At 46.6% G+C, this 18,758-nt stretch carries 24 protein-coding genes; 18 read left to right on the forward strand and 6 right to left on the reverse strand.

Features of this window, described 5'->3' with window-relative positions:
• Positions 1 to 6: 6 nt before the first annotated feature.
• The gene (locus METH11B_RS0108290) at positions 7 to 336 is read right to left on the reverse strand and encodes a DUF2383 domain-containing protein (protein ID WP_026601621.1); all 330 of its coding nucleotides are present in this window, start codon (positions 334 to 336) and stop codon (positions 7 to 9) included.
• 1,231 nt (positions 337 to 1,567) lie between these two features.
• On the opposite strand from METH11B_RS0108290, the gene METH11B_RS0108300 reads away from it, so the two are divergent.
• The 4 genes from METH11B_RS0108300 to METH11B_RS0108315 all read left to right on the forward strand — a co-directional run bounded on the left by METH11B_RS0108300 (position 1,568) and on the right by METH11B_RS0108315 (position 3,331).
• Positions 1,568 to 1,828 carry a hypothetical protein gene (locus METH11B_RS0108300; protein ID WP_026601622.1) on the forward strand — a complete coding sequence of 87 codons (261 nt, stop codon included), beginning with the start codon at positions 1,568 to 1,570 and terminating at the stop codon, positions 1,826 to 1,828.
• A gap of 65 nt (positions 1,829 to 1,893) precedes the next feature.
• A complete protein-coding gene (locus METH11B_RS0108305) occupies positions 1,894 to 2,301 on the forward strand; it encodes a BON domain-containing protein (RefSeq protein ID WP_036275720.1) in 408 nt (135 codons plus the stop codon).
• 16 nt (positions 2,302 to 2,317) lie between these two features.
• Entirely contained in the window at positions 2,318 to 2,833 is a 516-nt protein-coding gene (locus tag METH11B_RS0108310) for a hypothetical protein (RefSeq protein WP_026601624.1), read from the forward strand.
• Positions 2,834 to 2,887: 54 nt separating this feature from the next.
• Positions 2,888 to 3,331 carry a DUF2383 domain-containing protein gene (locus METH11B_RS0108315; protein WP_026601625.1) on the forward strand — a complete coding sequence of 148 codons (444 nt, stop codon included), beginning with the start codon at positions 2,888 to 2,890 and terminating at the stop codon, positions 3,329 to 3,331.
• Between the two features lie 222 nt (positions 3,332 to 3,553).
• On the opposite strand, the gene METH11B_RS0108320 is transcribed toward METH11B_RS0108315, so the two are convergent.
• Positions 3,554 to 4,603, reverse strand: a complete 1,050-nt coding sequence (locus tag METH11B_RS0108320) for an AI-2E family transporter (protein WP_026601626.1) — start codon at positions 4,601 to 4,603, stop codon at positions 3,554 to 3,556.
• Positions 4,604 to 5,157: 554 nt separating this feature from the next.
• Between METH11B_RS0108320 and METH11B_RS0108325 the strand changes: the two genes are divergently transcribed.
• The 3 genes from METH11B_RS0108325 (at position 5,158) to METH11B_RS0108335 (ending at position 6,900) form a co-directional block, all read left to right on the forward strand.
• The gene (locus METH11B_RS0108325; protein WP_026601627.1) at positions 5,158 to 5,532 is read left to right on the forward strand and encodes a hypothetical protein; all 375 of its coding nucleotides are present in this window, start codon (positions 5,158 to 5,160) and stop codon (positions 5,530 to 5,532) included.
• 37 nt (positions 5,533 to 5,569) lie between these two features.
• Positions 5,570 to 5,986 (forward strand): DUF2892 domain-containing protein, encoded by a 417-nt coding sequence (locus tag METH11B_RS0108330; RefSeq protein WP_026601628.1) that lies wholly within the window; start codon positions 5,570 to 5,572, stop codon positions 5,984 to 5,986.
• 317 nt (positions 5,987 to 6,303) lie between these two features.
• Positions 6,304 to 6,900, forward strand: coding sequence for a DUF502 domain-containing protein (locus tag METH11B_RS0108335; protein ID WP_026601629.1), 597 nt, complete (start codon positions 6,304 to 6,306; stop codon positions 6,898 to 6,900).
• A 195-nt stretch (positions 6,901 to 7,095) separates the two neighbouring features.
• Here the strand turns inward: METH11B_RS0108335 and METH11B_RS0108340 are convergent, their stop codons facing one another.
• The gene (locus METH11B_RS0108340; protein ID WP_026601630.1) at positions 7,096 to 8,916 is read right to left on the reverse strand and encodes an AsmA family protein; all 1,821 of its coding nucleotides are present in this window, start codon (positions 8,914 to 8,916) and stop codon (positions 7,096 to 7,098) included.
• On the opposite strand from METH11B_RS0108340, the gene METH11B_RS29090 reads away from it, so the two are divergent.
• Positions 8,915 to 9,124, forward strand: coding sequence for a hypothetical protein (locus METH11B_RS29090; protein WP_026601631.1), 210 nt, complete (start codon positions 8,915 to 8,917; stop codon positions 9,122 to 9,124). The two genes, METH11B_RS0108340 and METH11B_RS29090, sit on opposite strands and share 2 nt — an antisense overlap.
• Here METH11B_RS29090 and METH11B_RS0108350 read toward each other — a convergent pair.
• Positions 9,108 to 11,222 (reverse strand): catalase, encoded by a 2,115-nt coding sequence (locus METH11B_RS0108350; protein ID WP_026601632.1) that lies wholly within the window; start codon positions 11,220 to 11,222, stop codon positions 9,108 to 9,110. The two genes, METH11B_RS29090 and METH11B_RS0108350, sit on opposite strands and share 17 nt — an antisense overlap.
• Before the next feature lie 399 nt (positions 11,223 to 11,621).
• On the opposite strand from METH11B_RS0108350, the gene METH11B_RS0108355 reads away from it, so the two are divergent.
• Entirely contained in the window at positions 11,622 to 12,029 is a 408-nt protein-coding gene (locus METH11B_RS0108355) for a BON domain-containing protein (RefSeq protein ID WP_026601633.1), read from the forward strand.
• Positions 12,030 to 12,046: 17 nt separating this feature from the next.
• Positions 12,047 to 12,568: a hypothetical protein gene (locus METH11B_RS0108360; protein ID WP_026601634.1), complete on the forward strand. Its 522-nt coding sequence runs from the start codon at positions 12,047 to 12,049 to the stop codon at positions 12,566 to 12,568.
• Between the two features lie 183 nt (positions 12,569 to 12,751).
• On the opposite strand, the gene METH11B_RS0108365 is transcribed toward METH11B_RS0108360, so the two are convergent.
• On the reverse strand, positions 12,752 to 13,777 hold the full coding sequence (locus tag METH11B_RS0108365; protein WP_231499597.1) for an SbmA/BacA-like family transporter: 1,026 nt from the start codon (positions 13,775 to 13,777) through the stop codon (positions 12,752 to 12,754).
• Between the two features lie 370 nt (positions 13,778 to 14,147).
• On the opposite strand from METH11B_RS0108365, the gene METH11B_RS0108370 reads away from it, so the two are divergent.
• The 8 genes from METH11B_RS0108370 (at position 14,148) to METH11B_RS0108400 (ending at position 18,200) form a co-directional block, all read left to right on the forward strand.
• Entirely contained in the window at positions 14,148 to 14,333 is a 186-nt protein-coding gene (locus METH11B_RS0108370; RefSeq protein ID WP_026601636.1) for a CsbD family protein, read from the forward strand.
• A gap of 49 nt (positions 14,334 to 14,382) precedes the next feature.
• The gene (locus tag METH11B_RS30040; protein ID WP_026601637.1) at positions 14,383 to 14,655 is read left to right on the forward strand and encodes a CsbD family protein; all 273 of its coding nucleotides are present in this window, start codon (positions 14,383 to 14,385) and stop codon (positions 14,653 to 14,655) included.
• A 208-nt stretch (positions 14,656 to 14,863) separates the two neighbouring features.
• Positions 14,864 to 15,214 carry a four-helix bundle copper-binding protein gene (locus METH11B_RS0108380; RefSeq protein WP_026601638.1) on the forward strand — a complete coding sequence of 117 codons (351 nt, stop codon included), beginning with the start codon at positions 14,864 to 14,866 and terminating at the stop codon, positions 15,212 to 15,214.
• Between the two features lie 19 nt (positions 15,215 to 15,233).
• On the forward strand, positions 15,234 to 15,410 hold the full coding sequence (locus METH11B_RS29095; protein WP_155931099.1) for a hypothetical protein: 177 nt from the start codon (positions 15,234 to 15,236) through the stop codon (positions 15,408 to 15,410).
• A gap of 50 nt (positions 15,411 to 15,460) precedes the next feature.
• On the forward strand, positions 15,461 to 16,282 hold the full coding sequence (locus tag METH11B_RS0108385) for an alpha/beta fold hydrolase (protein WP_020485168.1): 822 nt from the start codon (positions 15,461 to 15,463) through the stop codon (positions 16,280 to 16,282).
• 302 nt (positions 16,283 to 16,584) lie between these two features.
• Positions 16,585 to 17,082 (forward strand): hypothetical protein, encoded by a 498-nt coding sequence (locus METH11B_RS0108390; protein ID WP_026601639.1) that lies wholly within the window; start codon positions 16,585 to 16,587, stop codon positions 17,080 to 17,082.
• A 45-nt stretch (positions 17,083 to 17,127) separates the two neighbouring features.
• A complete protein-coding gene (locus tag METH11B_RS0108395) occupies positions 17,128 to 17,571 on the forward strand; it encodes a DUF2383 domain-containing protein (protein WP_026601640.1) in 444 nt (147 codons plus the stop codon).
• 92 nt (positions 17,572 to 17,663) lie between these two features.
• Complete coding sequence (locus METH11B_RS0108400) at positions 17,664 to 18,200, forward strand: peroxiredoxin (protein ID WP_026601641.1); 537 nt, start codon at positions 17,664 to 17,666, stop codon at positions 18,198 to 18,200.
• Positions 18,201 to 18,306: 106 nt separating this feature from the next.
• Here the strand turns inward: METH11B_RS0108400 and METH11B_RS0108405 are convergent, their stop codons facing one another.
• The gene (locus METH11B_RS0108405) at positions 18,307 to 18,753 is read right to left on the reverse strand and encodes a phage virion morphogenesis protein (RefSeq protein WP_026601642.1); all 447 of its coding nucleotides are present in this window, start codon (positions 18,751 to 18,753) and stop codon (positions 18,307 to 18,309) included.
• Positions 18,754 to 18,758 lie beyond the last annotated feature (5 nt).

Consider the following 18,758-nt stretch of genomic DNA (forward strand, 5'->3'; position numbering starts at 1 on the left):
ACCAAACTACCGTTTACACAAAATTTGGGACACTCCCGAATTCACGTCTCGTAAGGCTTCTATTGCTGAGTATTTGCCCAACATATTTACGCCTATCTGAAAGATTTTCTCCCAAGTGCCCCAATTGCTTGACTTATCTGAAGGCGCTCCTCCCAACTGACGAATTTGCGCTTTTAGTAGTGCAGCGGCTTCATTATGATCTTGACAAATTTGCAACAGAGAATCGACTTCACAACGTCTGGTATCTTTCCAAAACGATTCCAAAGCCTGTCGGTAAGTTTCCGTGGCGGATATTTCATTTTTTAGCAAACTATCTATTTTTTCAATGTTATACATAAAAACTCCCAGGTAACTCAATTATGTTGCCTGCACAGAAATACTACTATCAATAATATTGAATAGCACTTTCAGATTAAATAATTAACGTCGTACATAGCTGATGATTGGACTGACTCTTCAAAGAACTATTTCCTTTAATTTTATTTCGATTCTGTCTTATCGGCTTAGCCTGCGTTATTTGATATTTTCTTTTTTAAATACCCAATCTTATTGGCAGGAAAAATGCCATGTCCACTGACAATAAATCTGTGCGCTCATGGCTATAGTAGGATCGTTTATCCACTCAGTCAGTGCGCTATCAAACATACAGCGTCGGATTTTCTGCGCGCTCATAACACCTGCAGATCGGTGAAAGGTAGCTTATGCATTGATCATCACGCAGATCGTCTGAATAGCCCTGTTTCAGTATTATTTTGGCAAGACGAAGATGAGAACGGCGAGTATTTTAAGTCGAGTTATACCAAAGGATTCCAAGACAAATACAGTCGTTCTCTATGCAAATATTGGGGGTTTAGCGGATAAAATTGACCTAAAAAGGAAATTTAGGCAATCAAATTAATTTTCAAAAAACCCTAGTCATGGCAGATAAAACAATTCCTCTTCAATGTGCGACAGCACACCGACTTTAAGACGATTTTAATAGAAAATTTACCTAGCTTGCTTCTTCGTGTCATTAAACAGCCTGTTTGAATGTAAGCCAAAACCAATAAGTAGACTTATATACACAAATATTTTAGGAGATGAGTCATGGGTAAATATTTTATAGGCTGGGTACTGGGCGTGCCGACGATTGTTTTGATCATTATTTATTTAGTATTCAATCATTAGCCATTCTCTCCACCGGCAACACTATTAAAGTCGGTGTGCCAAATTGAATCAGTAGAAGTTTTAGATCACCAGAGTTTAAAAATTACCGGGGAGTCGCTATTTTTGCCGAAAGATTTTTTCGGGCATCCTGCTGGAAAAAATCGGCAAAAATGACGCGACCGCTTATGCCTTCGGCGCCCCGATTCGTCCGCGTCACCTCGTTCCGACCCAACAAGGGGTCGAAACATCGGCTCTCGCATGACTTAACGCCGTGTCGCGATGCCTTGCAGGTTTTCTCCGCTTCGCTGCGAAAACCCGCCCGGCGCTACGGCTATCGGGGACTAAAAATCTTCACTTCGCTGGCGCTCCGTTTCCAAGATTTTCAGCGACTGATTATTTCCATTTGTATAAGGAATTAACTATGCAAGCAACAGACAATACCAATACTGTCGATGCCACCGTTGACCGGCTTAGATCGGGCGTTCACTCAACCGTTGACAAAGTAGCCAACGCAACCACTCAGGCGGCTGAAGCGTTGGGTCAAAAAGGCGAACAATTGAAAAATGTAGAGCAGCAGTTTTTTGAAGATTTCCGCAGCTACATTGATAAAAATCCTGCAACTTCATTGGGTATCGCTGTCGGGGCAGGCTTTCTATTAAGTCGGCTGATGAGTGGTCGTTAAATCAGCAGAAAAAACCAATGCCGCGCAATTATTTCGAAAAAACAACCACTATTTAGGAGATTATTATGTCTACAAAATTATTGTCAGTTATATTCACTTTGACGAGCAGTTTAATAATAATGACGGGTACTGTTCGCGCCGAACAGAATAGCGCCGTTTATCTAGCGGCCGACTCAACCTTGGAAAATACCGAGATCAATGCTCGCGATAAGGATAACTCGACGTTAACCCCGGAAGATCAAAAGGAAACCGAAGGCGATATTAAAATTACAGCGGCCATCCGCCAAGCTGTCGTTAAAAATGAGTCCTTATCAGTCAATGCGCAGAATGTAAAAATCATCACCCGTAATGGCGCAGTGACTTTACGCGGGCCGGTTAAAAATGAAGCCGAGAAAATTAAACTGCAAGATATCGCCAAGCAAACGCCTGGTGTTCTTCAGGTAAATAATAACCTTGAATTTAAAGCGCCATAAAGCGTAGGAGAATCACATGACTAAAGCAGTTTTTTGTATCGCTCAAAATACCTATCAGGCAGAGAGTATTGTTAATGACCTGGTTACCGCCGGCTTTTCAAATAATGATATATCGGTGCTGTTTTCCGACAAATCCAACTCCCAGGATTTTGCACATGAAAAGCATACCAAAGCGCCGGAAGGGGCCGCCATCGGCGGGTCAGTGGGTTTAGGTACTGGCGCTGTAGTTGGCTTGTTAGCCGGGATTGGCGCTCTGGCTATTCCAGGCGTCGGTCCGTTCATCGCCGCCGGACCTATTATGGGCGCGTTGAGCGGAGCGGCTGTAGGTGCCGCCACCGGCGGCTTGGCTGGCGTTTTAATCGGGCTGGGCATCCCCGAATATGAAGCCAAACGCTACGAAGGAAAAATCACCGGCGGCAACGCTTTGATTTCTGTCCACACCACAAACAGCGAAGCGGTCGATCTGGCAAAAAAAGTCTTTGAGGAGGCTCACGCCGAGGATATTTCCTCGACGGGCGAATCGTCAGTTTAAGTTTGAGGCTGCGCTTGCATGTCATCAAAAAAATAATCAACCAGGAGTTTTAATATGCATAACATAGACACACTCAACAAATTTCTAAAAGACGAATTATCGGCAACGGAAACCTATCAACAGGTGCAAGACAAACTGTCTGAAGATGCCGGACTGGGCGAATCGAAGGACCTTACGCCTATTTTTGAGGATCATAAAGAGGCCGTTTCCAGTTTACAGACGCTCATCAGTCAACTGGGAGGAACTCCCAGCGCCGATTCAGGAGCGTGGGGCACTTGGGCGCAAATAGTCCAAGGCGGCGCTAATCTACTGGGTAAAGAAGCGGCACTACAGTCGTTACAGAGCGGCGAGAAAAGTGGCGCAGACGCGTATGCGGAAGCGTTGCAGAAGACTGAACTGCCTGCAGAGATTCGCTCGTTGATTGAAACCAAGCTATTACCGGCACAACAAGCGCATATTCGCACGTTGGATAGGCTGTTGGCCGCCGAAACTGAATAGTTTTTCGTCCCTTAGCACGTAGTTTTTAAATGAAGTCAGCGCGAGCTCAAATTGATTCGCGCTGGCTTAATTGTTTCTGTTCCGGCCTATAAATAAACCTGATTAACAAGAATTTTCAGCGCGGCTGATCCGGACAAGTAATTATCTCTACTGCAAGCAATGAGGACTAGCGGCGGCATTAACGCTAAGATTTGATGCCTCCCCAGGTTTAACATAGTCTCCCTACGAATTACTTGCCTGATTATATTTTCCTAGTATGTCCCAAAAGGTTATAAATAATGCGGCAATAATGGGGCCTAATATAAATCCGGTTAATGAAAACCAGCTTATCCCTCCTAGAGTTGATACCAGCACTAGATAATCTGACATTTTACTATCTTTACCTATCAGCCGCGGCCGCAAAAAATTATCTATCATAGCAATTACAAAAATACCGACGGATAGCAAAATGACTGCTTTTAATGTGTGTCCCTGTAAAAATAAAATGACCGCAGCAGGACCCCAAATTAGCGCACTGCCTATAGGCAATAACGATAAAACTATCATTAACATACCCCATAGAAAAGCCGCTGGAATGCCTACAAACCAAAATAATAACCCCCCTATGCTACCCTGAATAACGGCGACTAGTAACCCGCCTTTGACAGTCGCTCGCGCTACGCTGGTGAAACGCTCAAATAGTTCTATTTCAATTTGGTCACCTATCGGAATTAACGATATGAATTTTCTTATCAGTTGCTGTCCGTCCCGCAATAGAAAGAACAGAATGTAGAAAGACAAGGCAACTTGCACGATTAGATTTAAAATATTCTGAGTCAATGCGGGGAGTTGTTGCGCTATATATTGTACTGCTTGAGTAAAGGCATTCCCTGCCGAGGCGCTTATCTGCTCAACGCTTATTTCCTGTATATGAGACAGTTTATTAAATTTTGGCAAAAGAAGCGCGAGAGTATCTTGAAAATATATTTGAGGATTAATTTCCCCGCTTTGGATTTTTTGATAATAGGCTGTGCTTTCTTCCGTTATCATCAAGGTTATCATCAATAGTGGAATAACGAACACCAGAATAATCGTTAACATGGTCAAAAACAACGGCAGTATTTCCGAGTTTTTAAAATAACGGTTAATCCACTGATAAACAGGATAAAAAACTACCGCCAGAATAATAGCCCAAAAACAGGCTAATAAAAAATCTTTAATCAATAGGAAAAAAGATACCGTCACTAACAAAACGAAGGTTAGAAAGAGAATATAAGGAGTATTTTTTTGCATGAAAACCAACTTGAAGCAAATGAATAGTTTCGGCGTCTTATCTTTGCATTAATAAGTTCCCGAAACTGTTGAAATAGGGGTGAAGTCTGGCGTTACGAAGATTACTGTTCAACAGCATAGCGTATTAGAGATTGGTGGTTCTGATCAGTTCGGCATCCAACATTGGTAGCGGAAATATACAGAATTACCGTAGACAACAAACCATGCTTGCGACTTAAGGTTTCTCTGGCAGCAACGCCTCTTGAAACAATCCGGATCTACCTTCTGAGGCGGTTCGAGCCGCTGAATGCCAAGCGTTTTTTGGGATTCCTTGATTTTTCCCGGACATCATCGAAGCCGTTTTAGGGCTTTAAAACGCTAACTTTTCTCGACCTCTGCCGGGCCATATCTTTGTTGCGATGGCTAAATTCTTACCAATCATCCCCAAGCGAACACCCGCAACTGCACACCGAAAAATGCTATGTGATTAATCGTACAGACTACTTACAGCAGCAGGCATATACCTACGGTGTAATCGCTTTTCCTTGAAAACCGTTCTTAGAGGGAGTTCCAACATGTATAAATTAATTACCGGATTTGTTCTGCTCATCACCTTGCCTATGCTTGGTCAGGCTGATGCGCCTGACGACGCTCAAAGCTCGCCAGTCCAGCCTTCTGCTAGCGAATCACGAACAGCATCGGATAAAGCCAATGATGATTCTACTGGCACGCAAGGCGGGGCTTACGATATCTGCCTGCGAGCAACTCAGCGGTTCGAACAACAGGAAAAAGATAAAGGAACCGGAAAAGCTGCAATCGCGTCGCTCTCCGCTTCATGTAAAACGGAATTGAAGCCCGCCAAATATTGGGTTTGCATGGAAAAGGAAGCTATAGCGGAAGTCGACTTTAATGCCGCCCATTGGCGCTGCGCAAAAAAGCTTAACCATTAAATTAATTACGGATTCAAACGCTAATCGGAGAGACATCATGTCAGTATTCAAAGCGGAAGATTCAACAAAATCAAGCCCGGATCGCGTCCGTAAATCGACTGCGGTCCATGTAAACGCTGCAATAGACCACCAAACGGATCTCAGTATTCATCTATACAAAGACAAAAGTCAGGCGGAAACCCTAGAGCGTATTCAAGCGTTGGATAAGGAATGGGACATCGAGAGGTTGCTTGAGGTCAATGCATCAACTTTAGCCTTAACCGGCCTGATTCTGGGGCTAACTGCCAATCGAAAATGGTTGTTTTTGCCTGGGATTGTTTTGCCGTTTCTGTTGCAGCATGGATTGCAAGGCTGGTGTCCCCCTTTACCTTTATTACGTCGCTTGGGTGTGCGTACCCGAGGAGAAATTGATCGTGAAAAATATGCACTAAAAGCCCGGTTGGAGAAAAACTGACTGGGTATCAGGTAGCTTGGCTGTGTTTTATGCTGAACAAATTAGCGTAATTCAAACGATAAACTCAACTAAACCCGCAACAACCCGGACGCAATAACTCATGACGCCTGGATGCTAATGCCAACAATAGCAATGCATCTTCGACGGGCATTTCATATCAGCTTTCAGTGCTATACCTGTCTTAAGGCTAAACCGTTTGCACTGAGCTTGTCGGAGGGCTCACCACGAACGGCTTAAATTGCTGATCAACTAGGGTATACAAGCAATACGTCGCTTAAATCAAATTGCTTATAAATAAAACTCATTGGACATAAAAAATGAAGTCAATCAGAAGAACTTTCATCAAAGGTTTAATTGCCATTATCCCTCTAATATTTACCCTTTATCTGCTCTTCTGGTTCGCTGGCACGCTGGAGATGGCGCTGGGATATATTTTCAAGTTTATCTTTCCAGACAGTTGGTACATAAGAGGTTTTGGCGTTGCGTTAGCTATTCCTCTGGTATTTTTCTTCGGGTGTTTTTTGGAGTCTCGATCTTTCCGAAAAGTGTTTAACACCTTTGAAACACAGGTGATCCAGATTCCCTTTATCAAAAGCATCTATACCACCATGCGTGACTTTACCTCTTTATTTTCCCATGAGAATAAAGGTAAATTTAAGCAAGTCGTTTTAGTAAATGCACCGCCTGGCAATAGCCAACAGATCGGTTTTATTACAGTTTCTGATTTTGAAGATACTTCACATACTTTTATAACCGATGACCAGATTGCTGTATATATACCATTTAGTTATCAAGTGGGTGGACAAACGGTTATTATCTCACGCGAACATGTAATAGGAATTGATATGTCTGTTGAGGATGCACTACGTTTTATCGCTACAGCAGGTATTGCTGGCAGTACTAACAATGCATGAAACTATAAGTTAACTAGAGTTGAAATTGACCGATTGAAAGAACACCCAAGGTCAAATCCGACGGTCGCGTAATGAGTAAGCAGTCAAGCATTCTGCTTTACTTAAGGGTGTCATTAGTTAGTCTGCGTGACTCACAATAGCGATCAATTATCATCCTATGGACGGGTAGCGTTGTTTGTTTAAACGCACCAGAATTTAGTCCTTTGCCCTCCGTATCATTTTTTGACAATCAATATTTTCAACCTCGCCTATATCAATCGGCGGTAGCAGCATGAGAGTAGACAAAGGATCAATTGAAAATTTTGGTTTTAATATAGTGCCGGAAACATTTAAGGTGGAACGAAGGGTAAGCGGACTAAAATCACGAGGATAAGGAGTCATCGCTACTTCAAAGGTTTCGTTTTTAAATGACAAATAACCATTACCATGAACAACACTATCCTTGGTATTGAGCAATAAAGTTTTTGACTTGCCAATCCCATTATTAATATCCACATCAACAATGGCACAGAGAATAGGAATTTGAATATCTCCCGAGATATAGTAGCCAAGAGCGTGGAAAATGTCTAAGCCTATCAACTCTACTATCAAAGCGCTAATTTTGCCATCGTATTGCACTAAATAAGCTTCTCCGTTGGCGCTTGAAAGTATCTCTTTAAGCGAATTGCCCGACCCTTTTATTTTCAACTTACCGTTAATTTTCCCCAACGTGTTCTGAATATCTTTAACTTCCCCAATTAGCTTACTTAAAGGCATATCAATCACATTAATTTGGATATCAACGTCTGGCGGATTTTGCGATCCATAGGCTGACATCCAAAGGTTTATCCGTCCATCGTCAATTCCGAAGGTGACGGGTTCGAAAGTCAACACTCCATTGTTGAGCGATATTTGACCGTCAAAGTTGCTTAGGGGGATTTCCTTGTTAAGGATATTTGTGGCGCGAAGCCTAGCCTTGCCATTGGCTGCACGAATTTGTTTAAAGTTGAAATGACGCTCGGGGATCAAAGCATTGTCTTCGGTAACACTCTGATCTGTCAGGTTGGGTTCGCCGCCAATAAATCCGCTTAAATCGGCAAGATCAAGCGTTTTGGCGAACAAATCCATATCGAAATACAAAAGCTCAAGTGTTGGATTGATGAGAACTGTTCCTTGCAAATCGCTATGCCCAATTTCACCATTAAACTTGTCAAAGCGCCAAGTGCGATCCTGACGGCTTAAATCCCCCGTTATTTTATAGGCAGGGCTGGGTGGTAAAGGAATGCCGATTAAAGGAAATAATTCGGCAATATCATCTCCTGCAAAAGAAAGCTTAAGCTTTGGATCGGGCGCTTGTAGAGGATGAGTCACTGTGCCGCGAATAGCTATTTCCGTTTGGCCGAACACCATATTCAACTTGACAGGATAGGGATTATTTTCTGAGCGTAATTCTGCATAGGAACCGGCAGCAGCCTGGATATTTAGCGTTTTGTGTTGGTAGCTACCCTTACTTTCAATGGTAATCGGCAGTTGCCAGCCGCCAGAGCCTTTCAAGGAATCTATATCTCCTTCAAAATTCATATCACGGATTTCATCATAATAATGAAATATTCCGGAAACAATATGCAGATTCTCGAAAATAACCGGCAACTCAAGAGCATATGCATCAGCTTTCGGGTCAGAAAAACTCCAATTTGCATCACCTTTCTTATTTTTTAAAAGAAATAATTCTGGCTTGCTAATGCTTAAATCGTTAATGAATATTTCGCCATGGAACAGTCTTGAAATAGAAAATTGCAATGATAATTTATTTATTTGTGCAAGGTTTTCAGGACTAGGCCAAACCGTATTTTTGATTGAAATATTATTAAGAGTGAGTTCAGGTTGCCTGCCATATTCAAAAATAGTTTCGCCTTTTATGTCAAGTTTTAGCTTTTGGGTATTAACGCTATTCTCAATAAACCAGATCCTAGCATTATCGGAATAGGCAAAAATTAATAGCATACTGCCAAAAGCACATAACCCTATTAGTAACATGACTAAAAATATTCGGGTAAGGCTTATCAGTTTGCAGTTCATTGGTTATTTAAGAACGCTGGCGGTAGAGTTTGGCGACGGGATTGGCACCAATAAAAAACTCAACAATGCCTCCTTTAACAACCAAAACGAATTAAAAGCTTTACGCCCGGAAGTCAAAGGTGAGGCACATGCTTTGGATAGCGAAATTATCAAGCCAGTGTTCTGATACTGGCTTCGCGCTCCCACTGCCGGGTCTTGGCTGCCGCGATGAAATCATCCACGCAATCGATGTTAAACACGCCGCCATCGGGTTTAATATTCGCCGTGGTCAGTAAGACTGCGCCGCCCTCGTCAACAATTAGCGCTTTCAAGTGACCAAACGCATCGCGCACGAAATCGATGGCGGCGGCTTCCTTCCCCAATGACATGGCGGCATGTTCGGTCAGGAGGATGGCGACCGCGTCGAACATTACTGACGGCGTACCCGCCAATTGGCCATCGACTTTCATCAGCCAGCCGTCAGCGAGTGTGGTTTCACCTATTACCGTGGCGATAATTTTGCTTGTTGCGCCGGCACTGGTCACAGCTTGTTGCACAGCCGCAATACTTGCCGCATCCGAACCCTCCGCGATCAATATCCCAACACTCCGGCCCTGAAGTGTATTCTTCATGTTCCCGATCAACTGTACCGCCGGCGATGGCTCCAGTTCCTGGGGCGCCATCGCCGCAGTTGGCGCTGGCGGCAATTCAATCAGACCTAGGCCAGAGGCTACCCGCTGCGCAAGGTCTTGTTCGATATGACGTAGATGACCGACCATCGCGACACGGATATGCGGATGTTCTACCTTAGATAGTTCAAACACTAACGCCGAAGCAATATGCGCCTGTTCGTAGGCAGACTGACTGCGATAAAACTGCCTCGCCTGGCTGTAATGGTCAGCAAAGCTCTCGGGTCGAATCCGCCCCTTGGCACCACTTTCTTCAATTGCCGCACTGCGAAAGCCGGTTTCCGCTTGTTCGCGTGGCGAATCCATTGCCAGCGTATTGGGTTCGTAGGCCACCCGACCTTGCGGTTGCGTCATTTGCATATGCCCATCGCGCTGCTGATTGGCAAACGGGCACTGCGGCGCATTGATGGGTATTTGATGGAAATTCGCTGAGCCCAACCGGGACAGTTGCGTGTCCTGATAGGAGAAGAGCCGCCCCTGCAACAACGGATCGTTCGAGAAATCGATGCCGGGCACGACATGGGAGGGACAGAACGCTACTTGTTCGGTTTCCGCGAAAAAATTGTCCGGCCAGCGATTCAATACCATGCGACCGATAACTTGCAGCGGCACCAATTCTTCCGGGATCAATTTGGTTGGGTCGAGATGATCGAATGGGAAGGCATCGGCTTCTTCTTGCGAGAACAATTGCACCGCCAAATCCCATTCCGGAAAATCGCCGGTGCTGATGGCCTCGAACATGTCGCGCCGATGAAAGTCGGAATCGGCACCGGCTATTTTTACCGCCTCATCCCAGAGGGTAGATTGCAAACCGAGTTTCGGCCGCCAGTGAAATTTCACGAAGGTCGATTCGCCCGCGGCATTGATTAAGCGAAAGGAATGAATACCGAAGCCTTCGATCATCCGCAACGAACGCGGCAAGGTGCGGTCGGACATCACCCACATCACCATATGCATGGCTTCCGGTGTGAGTGAAATGAAGTCCCAGAAGGTGTCATGCGCCGACGCCGCTTGCGGAAAGCCGCGGTCGGGTTCCATTTTTACGGCATGAATCAGATCGGGAAATTTAATAGCATCCTGGATGAAGAACACCGGGATGTTATTGCCGACCAGATCCCAATTGCCTTCCTTGGTATAAAACTTGACGGCAAAGCCGCGGACATCGCGCGGCGTATCGGCGGAGCCGGAGCCGCCGGCGACAGTGGATATGCGCGTAAACAGCGGCGTTTGCTCACCTACTTCGGTCAGCACTTTGGCCGTGGTGTATTGCTCCAGGGATTCGGTGAGCTCGAAAAAGCCATGTGCGCCGGTTCCACGGGCGTGGACGATGCGTTCCGGGATGCGCTCGTGGTCGAAATGGGTGATTTTTTCACGCAGAATAAAGTCTTCCAGCAGTGTCGGGCCGCTCGGATGGGCTTTCAGGGAATTTTGATTATCGGCAATCGGTAAACCCTGATTGGTCGTCAAAGTGGGCTGGTCGTCGATGGCTGACTGGTGCCACTCGCCGCCGTTGCCGACTGAAATTGTCGATACTTCCTCCCCAAATTGGGCTGGTTCGTTCGCTACGGTTAGAACAGGTGTTTTTGCTTTATTCATGATGCATCCCCAATGGATTTAGCGTGTCGGCTTATGATCGAAGGATCATCCGACACATGGGGCTTGGGGTCTGTACGCTGTCACACTGTAAAGCCTTATTTATTCGGCTTTTTATAGAAAAATCGTCAATAGTCAGTGTTGAAATCTGACGTTTTTCAAACTCAAAAAATTAGTCACCACCACTCATCATCGTAGAGGCGTTTGGGCTAACGACGAGTTCAATTCGAACATGCTTTTAACCGCAATGTTTGGCAGCGCACCGACATTGTGCGACTGCTAGGGTAAATTTCAGCGCAACCGTCGGTTCTCGCCAGACAAAGACTGCCGATCGGATGACTGCCACCGGCCACCTATTCGATGCCGATGCGCCAACAATAAAGTACTTTTCAAGGAGGGGATATGCCTAAACCATTGTCGTTAGTTGCCTTCGCTCTAAGCAGCTGTTTGCTGTTTGTCGCCAACCAAGCTAAAGCCGATCAGTCTTCCGCAAGCCAATTAGCTGAAAACACTGAGTTGGAAAATACTCAAAAAAACCTTCGCGATAAAGACAACACCACCTTAACGGCCGAGGATCAAAACGAGTCCCAAGCCGACTTAAAAATCACCGCGCACATTCGTAAAGCTTTGCTCAAAGACAAATCCTTATCCATGGATGCGCATAACACCAAAATCATTGCCCGCAATGGCGTTGTGACTTTGCGCGGCCCCGTCGCAACGACGGACGAAAGCATAAAACTGCAAAAAATCTGCCGAGAAACGGCCGGTGTCGTGCAGGTGGACAATCAACTTGAAACTAAAGCGCCTTAACAGCGTGGGAGTATGTAATGACTAAATCCGTTTTTTGTATCGCTCAAACTATCGAGCAAACTGAAAGCATTGTGAACCAGCTGAAGGCTGCCAGTTTTTCCAGCAACGATATTTCCGTGTTGCTGCCCGATAAAAATACCACGAAGGATTTTGCCCATGAAAAACACACCAAAGCCCCGGAAGGCGCGGCACTTGGCGGAACGGTGGGTATGGGCACCGGTGCGGTATTGGGTTGGCTGGCCGGCATCGGCAGCCTGGCTATTCCGGGCTTGGGGCCGTTTATCGCCGCCGGTCCGATTATGGCCGCGTTGAGTGGTGCGGCATTGGGTGCAGCAGCAGGGGGATTGTCAGGTGCGCTGATTGGCGTGGGCATTCCGGAATACGAAGCCGTGCGCTACGAAGGCAAAATCAAGGGTGGAGGGATTTTGATCTCGGTGCATGCCGGCAGCAGTGAAGCCATTGATCAGATAAAAGAAATATTTGGACACGCGCACGCCGAAGATATTTCTTACACCGACGAAGCGGCCGTACCTGCTTGATGTTGAAACCCGGCCTAAAAAGTCCCGGTTCATGGAACAAGAAGGGATTTTTGCAGGTTTACTGATACCGCATTTCTTCCGTGTATAGCGCCTCCAAAATGCCCCCCGCCAAGTCGGACCGGGCATTCTTTTTTTCCGCAATTTTTGATTTCGGGTGATGCGCTCTGAACCCTATTGCTAAGCTCACTCAAGTTCGATTGGCGGCTCGGTGCAAGCACTCTGCTGCTGTTCTAAATCATTCAAGGCCTCGACCAAGCCCAAAACCCTATCCACCGAGGCATGCCATTGCGCAATCACCGGCATGTTATTCACGGGCCAGGACAAAGCCGCAGCCATTTGTTGAAAGGCCTGTACCGACTGCATCAACGCCCCCAGCGTAATACTCCCCAGAATAAAGCGCGGCGCTGTGATCAGAATGGGCAGCGCCATCGATAGCACCGCGTAGCCGGAGCTGAACAGAATAATGTGCTCCCAGGCCCGCGTTTGCAGATCATAAATACCGTTAATGTCTTGAAACAGGCTGAGAAAGCGCTTTTTTTCGTGCGCTTCGCGGTTATGCACGGAAATAGCTTGGGCATTTTCCCGGGCCTTGACCAAACCGAAGCGAAAATTAGCTTCAACCGTTTGCATCGCATTGGTGGTTAAGGTCAGCGGCCGGCCGGCCCACCAACCCAACATCGAGGCTAGCGCCGCGTACAACAGGGCCAACCAAACCAAGTGTCCGTAAATAGGCAATCGCATACCGCCAAAATCCAGCATGACGGTACCGGACAGCGTCCAGAGAATCTGGGTAAAGCTCGCCAGCAATAACAAACTGTAAAACAGCGTGTAACACAGATTAACGGCTTCGTCGGTGGCGATGCGAATATCCTCCGCGATGCGGCCATCGGGATTGTCGTGGCCCACCGTCAGTATCTGAGCGATTTGGTAATGATGGCCTTTATTCATCCAGCGACCGATAACGTGCGCCGTCAACCAGGCCCGCCAACTGATTTGCAAATCCCGCTTGATTTTTAAATGTAAAACGGTCACCAGCATGCTGGCTACAAAAATTAATCCCAGATCGCGCACTTGGGTCATCAGCCCTGGCATATTGCGCTGTTCCAAGGCGTCGAATAGCGCGGCGCTCCATTGCGTAATCATCACGGCAATGACGATTTGCAGCACAGTCAAAATCAGTAAATTTAAGGTCCGTCTACAGATACGCATCTGGTGCTCAGACCGCCAAAAAGGCCCCGCCAGTTTCAGAAACTTAAAGAAAAATCCGGATTGGCCTGACACGGTAGTGCTCCACAGTGAAGTAATTTGCTTAGGCGATTTTGAAGTTTCATAGCATCTAACATCGTGATGATAGAGCTGGCAACCGCTAGTGACAGGATGCACCGCATTGCGCTGCAAGTCTGTACGCTACAGCACCCACATCCCATAAAAACTTGCTGTCAGCGCGGTCTGGATATTGGCTGCCGACTCAATGTGCGTTGACGCACCGACTACGGCCAAGGTCGCGAGTATGGTGGGTTCCGAGCGCTAAAAAACGCTCGTTCGCTTCAATAAAATTAAAACACCACCAGGAATCATCATGAACAAAGATCAAGTAAAAGGCCGCGTCGAAGAGACCAAAGGCAAAATCAAAGAAGTCGCCGGCAAACTAATGAACGACGACGATATGGAGTTGGAAGGTAAGGTGCAAAAACACGTCGGTAAAGTTCAGGCGGGCTTTGGCGATGTAAAAGACGATATTAAAAAGGCTGTTGACGACGAATAACAATGTTCGCCAGTTCATCCACCGCATCTAACTTCCCAAAGGCCACATCATGAAATTTACCCAAACCGAACGCTATATTTTATCTGCCGGCGTACTGACAGCGCTTTGCTCATTCGGCGCCCTCGCCGCAGACCATGAAGCCCCGATGAATAAAGATCAGGTCGAAGGCCGGGTCGAAGAAACCAAAGGCAAGGTCAAGGAAGTGACTGGCAAGATCATCGACGACAAAGGCATGGAAGTGGAAGGTAATGTCCAAAAAAATCTCGGCAAAGCCCAAAAAGGCTATGGCGATATTAAGCAGGATATTAAGGAAGGCAAGTAAGAAAAAGCAGCTAGCTCGTCGACCTATCGCCTCCCCCCTTTGGTGTTAACGTTTGCCGGCTAGCTGTGGATATAACGGCAGAGACGCAATATTTTGCGTTTCTGCCACCGCCACGGAACAGTCCATCTGTTAGTGGCAAAAGCTAGCGCTTTCTGCGTCTGCATTTGATTCAGGGGCGAACTGACTCCCCCACTTAACGGAGAATTCCATGCATCAAACATCCCAATCAGAACATGCCAGGCAAGCTTGTATTGCCGCGTGCAGCCTTTGCCACCAGCTTTGTCTGCAAACCGCGATGAACCATTGTCTGGAAACCGGCGGTAAGCATGTCAAAGCCAAACATTTACGCCTAATGTTGAACTGTGCCGAGATCTGTCAGACTTCGGCCAATTTTCAACTGACCGGCTCGCATTTTCTGCATAGCCTGCACGAGCTTTGTGCGGAGATTTGCGAAGCCTGTGCAGCCGAATGCGATGAGATCGGCGATATGAAAGATTGCGTTGTGGCCTGCCAACAATGCGCCGACAGTTGCCGGCAAATGCTCAGCACACAACATTAAGCACGGAGCCGCCAGCGTCATGCGTCCTAGATCCCTATTATTGGCGGCGATTACTGCGATAGTCTTGTCTGCCTGTGCGACAGCTTTGCAGAGCACCCAGCAAGTTCCCGCTGCCTGGCAGGACAGCCACGCCGCCAACAGATCTTTACTCGGCAAAATCAATTGCCGCGCCAACCTGCATCCAGTTATCTGCTGAGCTAACAAAAATATTTAAGCTTGACTCACGCAAGCGAAGGAGAACCTATCATGAGCACGATAATCACCAAAGACAGCACAAAAATTTACTACAAAGACTGGGGATTGGGACCGGCCGTGGTGTTCTGCCACGGCTGGCCGCTAAACGCCGATGCCTGGGAGAATCAAATGGTTTATCTGGCGGCAAACGGCTATCGCTGTATTGCCCACGATAGACGCGGTCATGGCCGTTCCGATCAGCCATGGATCGGTAATGATATGGAAACCTATGCCGACGACTTAGCGGAACTCATAGAAAAGCTCGACCTAAACGGCATAACCTTAGTCGGCCACTCGACCGGTGGCGGCGAGGTGGCGCGTTATATCGGGCGGCATGGCTGCCAACGCGTCAAAGGTGCGGTGTTGGTGGGTTCGGTAACACCGTTGATGCTGAAAACCGATAATAATCCTATTGGCCTACCTATTACGGTATTTGACGACATTCGCAGCGGCGTCGCAGCTGATCGCTCGCAATTTTTCATGAATTTGACAGCCCCGTTCTACGGCGCCAACCGGCCGGACGCGACGGTCAGCCAAGGCGTGCGCGACGCATTCTGGCGGCAAGGTATGCAAGGTGGATTACTAAACCAGCTCGAATGCATCAAGGCCTTTTCAGAAACCGACTTTTCCAATGATCTGAAAAAATTTGAGATACCGACCCTGATTATCCACGGCGATGACGATCAAATTGTGCCGATTGCCGCCTCCGCCCTTACTGCGGCTACACTCATTAATAACGCAACGCTGAAGATCTATCCCGGCGGACCGCATGGCCTAGCCGACACACATAAAGACCAGCTAAATAGCGACCTGCTTGCGTTTTTAAAAACCTGAACGGTCGGTAATTGCTGCCGGGAAAAATATCTCGATAATTAGCTTTGGCGTTTTACTACTTCGCCATGCTTGTTTACCGCGAATGTGTGACAGCGTACCGACTCAAACCTGATTTAACTGTATATTCAAATTCCAATACAAAATATTGACTAGTAAATATTCGATATTTTAGTGATCGATAAATAAATCATTAATAGCTATCAGACTTTTTAGAAAAGTCCGTCGTTATTAATGAAATCGCCGTAAATATTCATCCAGATAGCCGCTAAAAATTAGCTGTTATTCAGATCGAAGAGACTATTATGTATAAACCTGTTTTTTGCATCTGCCAAGACATCGGTCAGACAGCCGCTATTGTTAATAATCTTAAAATGGCGGGGTTTTCTAACACTGAAATATCCCTGTTATTTCCGGATAACGCCACCCTCCCCTCCCGCCAACAAAACGCCGACGAAAAAGTGGATGCTGCCGAAAACGACAGCTACGGCCTGGAATGGACCAGCAAAATCGATAGCCTGGATATTCCGGGCGTCGGCCGCTTCATTGCCGCCGGGCCGATTATGGTTGAATTATGTCGCACACCTGAAAAAGACCAGGTTGCCGATTTAATTGCCGCCTTAATTGGCGTCGGCATTCCGGCGCATGAAGCCACGCACTACCAAGAAAAAATCAAAGCCGGACGTACGCTGATTGCTGTTAATACGGCAACGGCTGAGACCCGGGATACCGCAAACACGATTTTCCAGCAGGCTGAAGCCGAAGATATTTCCTCATCGGAAGAAGTAACGCTCACCGTTTGATGCGCCTTTGCCACACTACAAAAACCACCACACAGGACTTTTACTATGCACAGCATCGACATGATAGACAGTTTACTGATTGACGAACTTGCCGCCACTGAGACCTACAGTCAGGTATTAAAAAAACTTAAGGAAGAGGTTTCACTCGGTGAATCGGAGTTACTGCTGCCGATTTACGAAGCGCATAAAGCAGCCGTTTCCAGTTTGCAAACTCAAATTCGCGAACTGGGCGGTACGCCGGCCAAGGATTCCGGGGTATGGGGTTCTTGGGCCAGCTTGATTCAAGGCGGCGCCAATGCCTTCGGCAAGCAGGCCGCGCTAAAAGTATTGCAGGAAGGCGAAAAGAGCGGTCTGGGCGACTATGAAAAAGCGCTGTTGGACCAGAAACTCGGTTCCAATATCCGTACCTTAATCCTACTCAAGCTGCTCCCCGCGCAACATGCGCATATTGATACCTTGGATCAAATGATGAGTTCGCTGGCCGCTTAGCGAAATCTCTAACATTCCATTACGTTTAATCCAGCAAACAAGGGCAGCGTTTATCTCGCTGCCCTTGTCATAGTTTCAAGGAGTTCCACACCATGCTTACCACTATTCCCGACGTAATCTTTAAAACCCGGGTTCGCGATGAAAGTATCCCCGGCGAAAATCCATTTCGTTGGCAGGATGTCAACAGCGATGAGATTTTCAAAGGGAAATCCATCGTGATTTTTGCCTTACCCGGCGCCTACACGCCCACTTGTTCGAACAAACATCTACCGGGCTATGATGCCAAATACCAAGAGCTTAAGGCTCATGGCATCGATGAGGTCTATTGCCTGAGTGTCAACGATGCCTTTGTGATGTATCAATGGAGTCAGCATCTCAAAATAGCCGACGTCAAAATGCTGCCTGACGGTAATGGCGAATTCACCGAAGCCATGGGCATGCTGGTGAAAAAACACAATGTGGGGTTCGGCAGCCGGTCTTGGCGCTATTCGATGTTGGTTGAAGACAAAAAAATTCTGCAACTGTTTAGCGAACCCGGCCAAATCGATAACTGCCCGGACGATCCGTTTACCGTCAGTGATGTGGATACCATGTTGGCTTATCTGCATGAACAGAGATGGGATAAATGAACGGGATTTAATGGGATAAATCGGTTTTTAGTGGGACAAAATTCGTTTTTTCGTTTATCGAAATGCAAACAACTTGCAAATATTGCAACAGAAACAACAGAGGTTTTTACAACGTAAAATGATTGTCCAGGATCGCTAAAATCATCGCTTCGTCCGAATCTGAAATGCCATAAATAGGTCTGGCAACAATGTCCCCCCAGAGCCATGGAAACTCAGATTTAGTGCCCCCAAAATGTTGCATGGCCGCATACTCCATTGGGCTACCAATAAAAACGGCGTCATTGCCAAAAAGCTGATAATTAGTTTCGTCCATCAGCTTTCCTGATTCCCCAACTAAAGGCTTATTACGGCCTTTCTGTTCGATTGTAACCGCCGAATTATCCTGCCAACGTTGCCCGTCAGGTCCTACACCTTTTACGAATCTATCCTTAGTGGATTCAGTTAGTTCTTCGCCTATCTCCAAAAAAGCCGGACGCAGATTTCCAGTTTTTGCCTCTAGCTTTTGAAATGCCTTCAGTACCTCGCGATCATCCCATTCGATAAATGCGCCCATAACAT

The sequence above is a fragment of the Methylomonas sp. 11b genome (genome assembly GCF_000515215.1).
Taxonomy (GTDB): domain Bacteria; phylum Pseudomonadota; class Gammaproteobacteria; order Methylococcales; family Methylomonadaceae; genus Methylomonas.

Excerpts from the sequence above, each read along its gene's own strand:
- METH11B_RS0108400 (WP_026601641.1), top strand. The coding sequence starts at position 17,664 with ATGCTTACCACTATTCCCGACGTAATCTTTAAAACCCGGGTTCGCGAT.
- METH11B_RS0108385 (WP_020485168.1), top strand. The coding sequence starts at position 15,461 with ATGAGCACGATAATCACCAAAGACAGCACAAAAATTTACTACAAAGAC.
- METH11B_RS0108290 (WP_026601621.1), bottom strand. The coding sequence starts at position 336 with ATGTATAACATTGAAAAAATAGATAGTTTGCTAAAAAATGAAATATCC.
- METH11B_RS0108320 (WP_026601626.1), bottom strand. The coding sequence starts at position 4,603 with ATGCAAAAAAATACTCCTTATATTCTCTTTCTAACCTTCGTTTTGTTA.
- METH11B_RS0108395 (WP_026601640.1), top strand. The coding sequence starts at position 17,128 with ATGCACAGCATCGACATGATAGACAGTTTACTGATTGACGAACTTGCC.
- METH11B_RS0108355 (WP_026601633.1), top strand. The coding sequence starts at position 11,622 with ATGCCTAAACCATTGTCGTTAGTTGCCTTCGCTCTAAGCAGCTGTTTG.
- METH11B_RS0108305 (WP_036275720.1), top strand. The coding sequence starts at position 1,894 with ATGTCTACAAAATTATTGTCAGTTATATTCACTTTGACGAGCAGTTTA.
- METH11B_RS30040 (WP_026601637.1), top strand. The coding sequence starts at position 14,383 with ATGAAATTTACCCAAACCGAACGCTATATTTTATCTGCCGGCGTACTG.
- METH11B_RS0108370 (WP_026601636.1), top strand. The coding sequence starts at position 14,148 with ATGAACAAAGATCAAGTAAAAGGCCGCGTCGAAGAGACCAAAGGCAAA.
- METH11B_RS0108335 (WP_026601629.1), top strand. The coding sequence starts at position 6,304 with ATGAAGTCAATCAGAAGAACTTTCATCAAAGGTTTAATTGCCATTATC.
- METH11B_RS29095 (WP_155931099.1), top strand. The coding sequence starts at position 15,234 with ATGCGTCCTAGATCCCTATTATTGGCGGCGATTACTGCGATAGTCTTG.
- METH11B_RS0108380 (WP_026601638.1), top strand. The coding sequence starts at position 14,864 with ATGCATCAAACATCCCAATCAGAACATGCCAGGCAAGCTTGTATTGCC.
- METH11B_RS0108340 (WP_026601630.1), bottom strand. The coding sequence starts at position 8,916 with ATGTTACTAATAGGGTTATGTGCTTTTGGCAGTATGCTATTAATTTTT.
- METH11B_RS0108365 (WP_231499597.1), bottom strand. The coding sequence starts at position 13,777 with ATGCGTATCTGTAGACGGACCTTAAATTTACTGATTTTGACTGTGCTG.
- METH11B_RS0108310 (WP_026601624.1), top strand. The coding sequence starts at position 2,318 with ATGACTAAAGCAGTTTTTTGTATCGCTCAAAATACCTATCAGGCAGAG.
- METH11B_RS0108360 (WP_026601634.1), top strand. The coding sequence starts at position 12,047 with ATGACTAAATCCGTTTTTTGTATCGCTCAAACTATCGAGCAAACTGAA.
- METH11B_RS29090 (WP_026601631.1), top strand. The coding sequence starts at position 8,915 with ATGACTAAAAATATTCGGGTAAGGCTTATCAGTTTGCAGTTCATTGGT.
- METH11B_RS0108350 (WP_026601632.1), bottom strand. The coding sequence starts at position 11,222 with ATGAATAAAGCAAAAACACCTGTTCTAACCGTAGCGAACGAACCAGCC.
- METH11B_RS0108325 (WP_026601627.1), top strand. The coding sequence starts at position 5,158 with ATGTATAAATTAATTACCGGATTTGTTCTGCTCATCACCTTGCCTATG.
- METH11B_RS0108390 (WP_026601639.1), top strand. The coding sequence starts at position 16,585 with ATGTATAAACCTGTTTTTTGCATCTGCCAAGACATCGGTCAGACAGCC.
- METH11B_RS0108405 (WP_026601642.1), bottom strand. The coding sequence starts at position 18,753 with ATGGGCGCATTTATCGAATGGGATGATCGCGAGGTACTGAAGGCATTT.
- METH11B_RS0108300 (WP_026601622.1), top strand. The coding sequence starts at position 1,568 with ATGCAAGCAACAGACAATACCAATACTGTCGATGCCACCGTTGACCGG.
- METH11B_RS0108315 (WP_026601625.1), top strand. The coding sequence starts at position 2,888 with ATGCATAACATAGACACACTCAACAAATTTCTAAAAGACGAATTATCG.
- METH11B_RS0108330 (WP_026601628.1), top strand. The coding sequence starts at position 5,570 with ATGTCAGTATTCAAAGCGGAAGATTCAACAAAATCAAGCCCGGATCGC.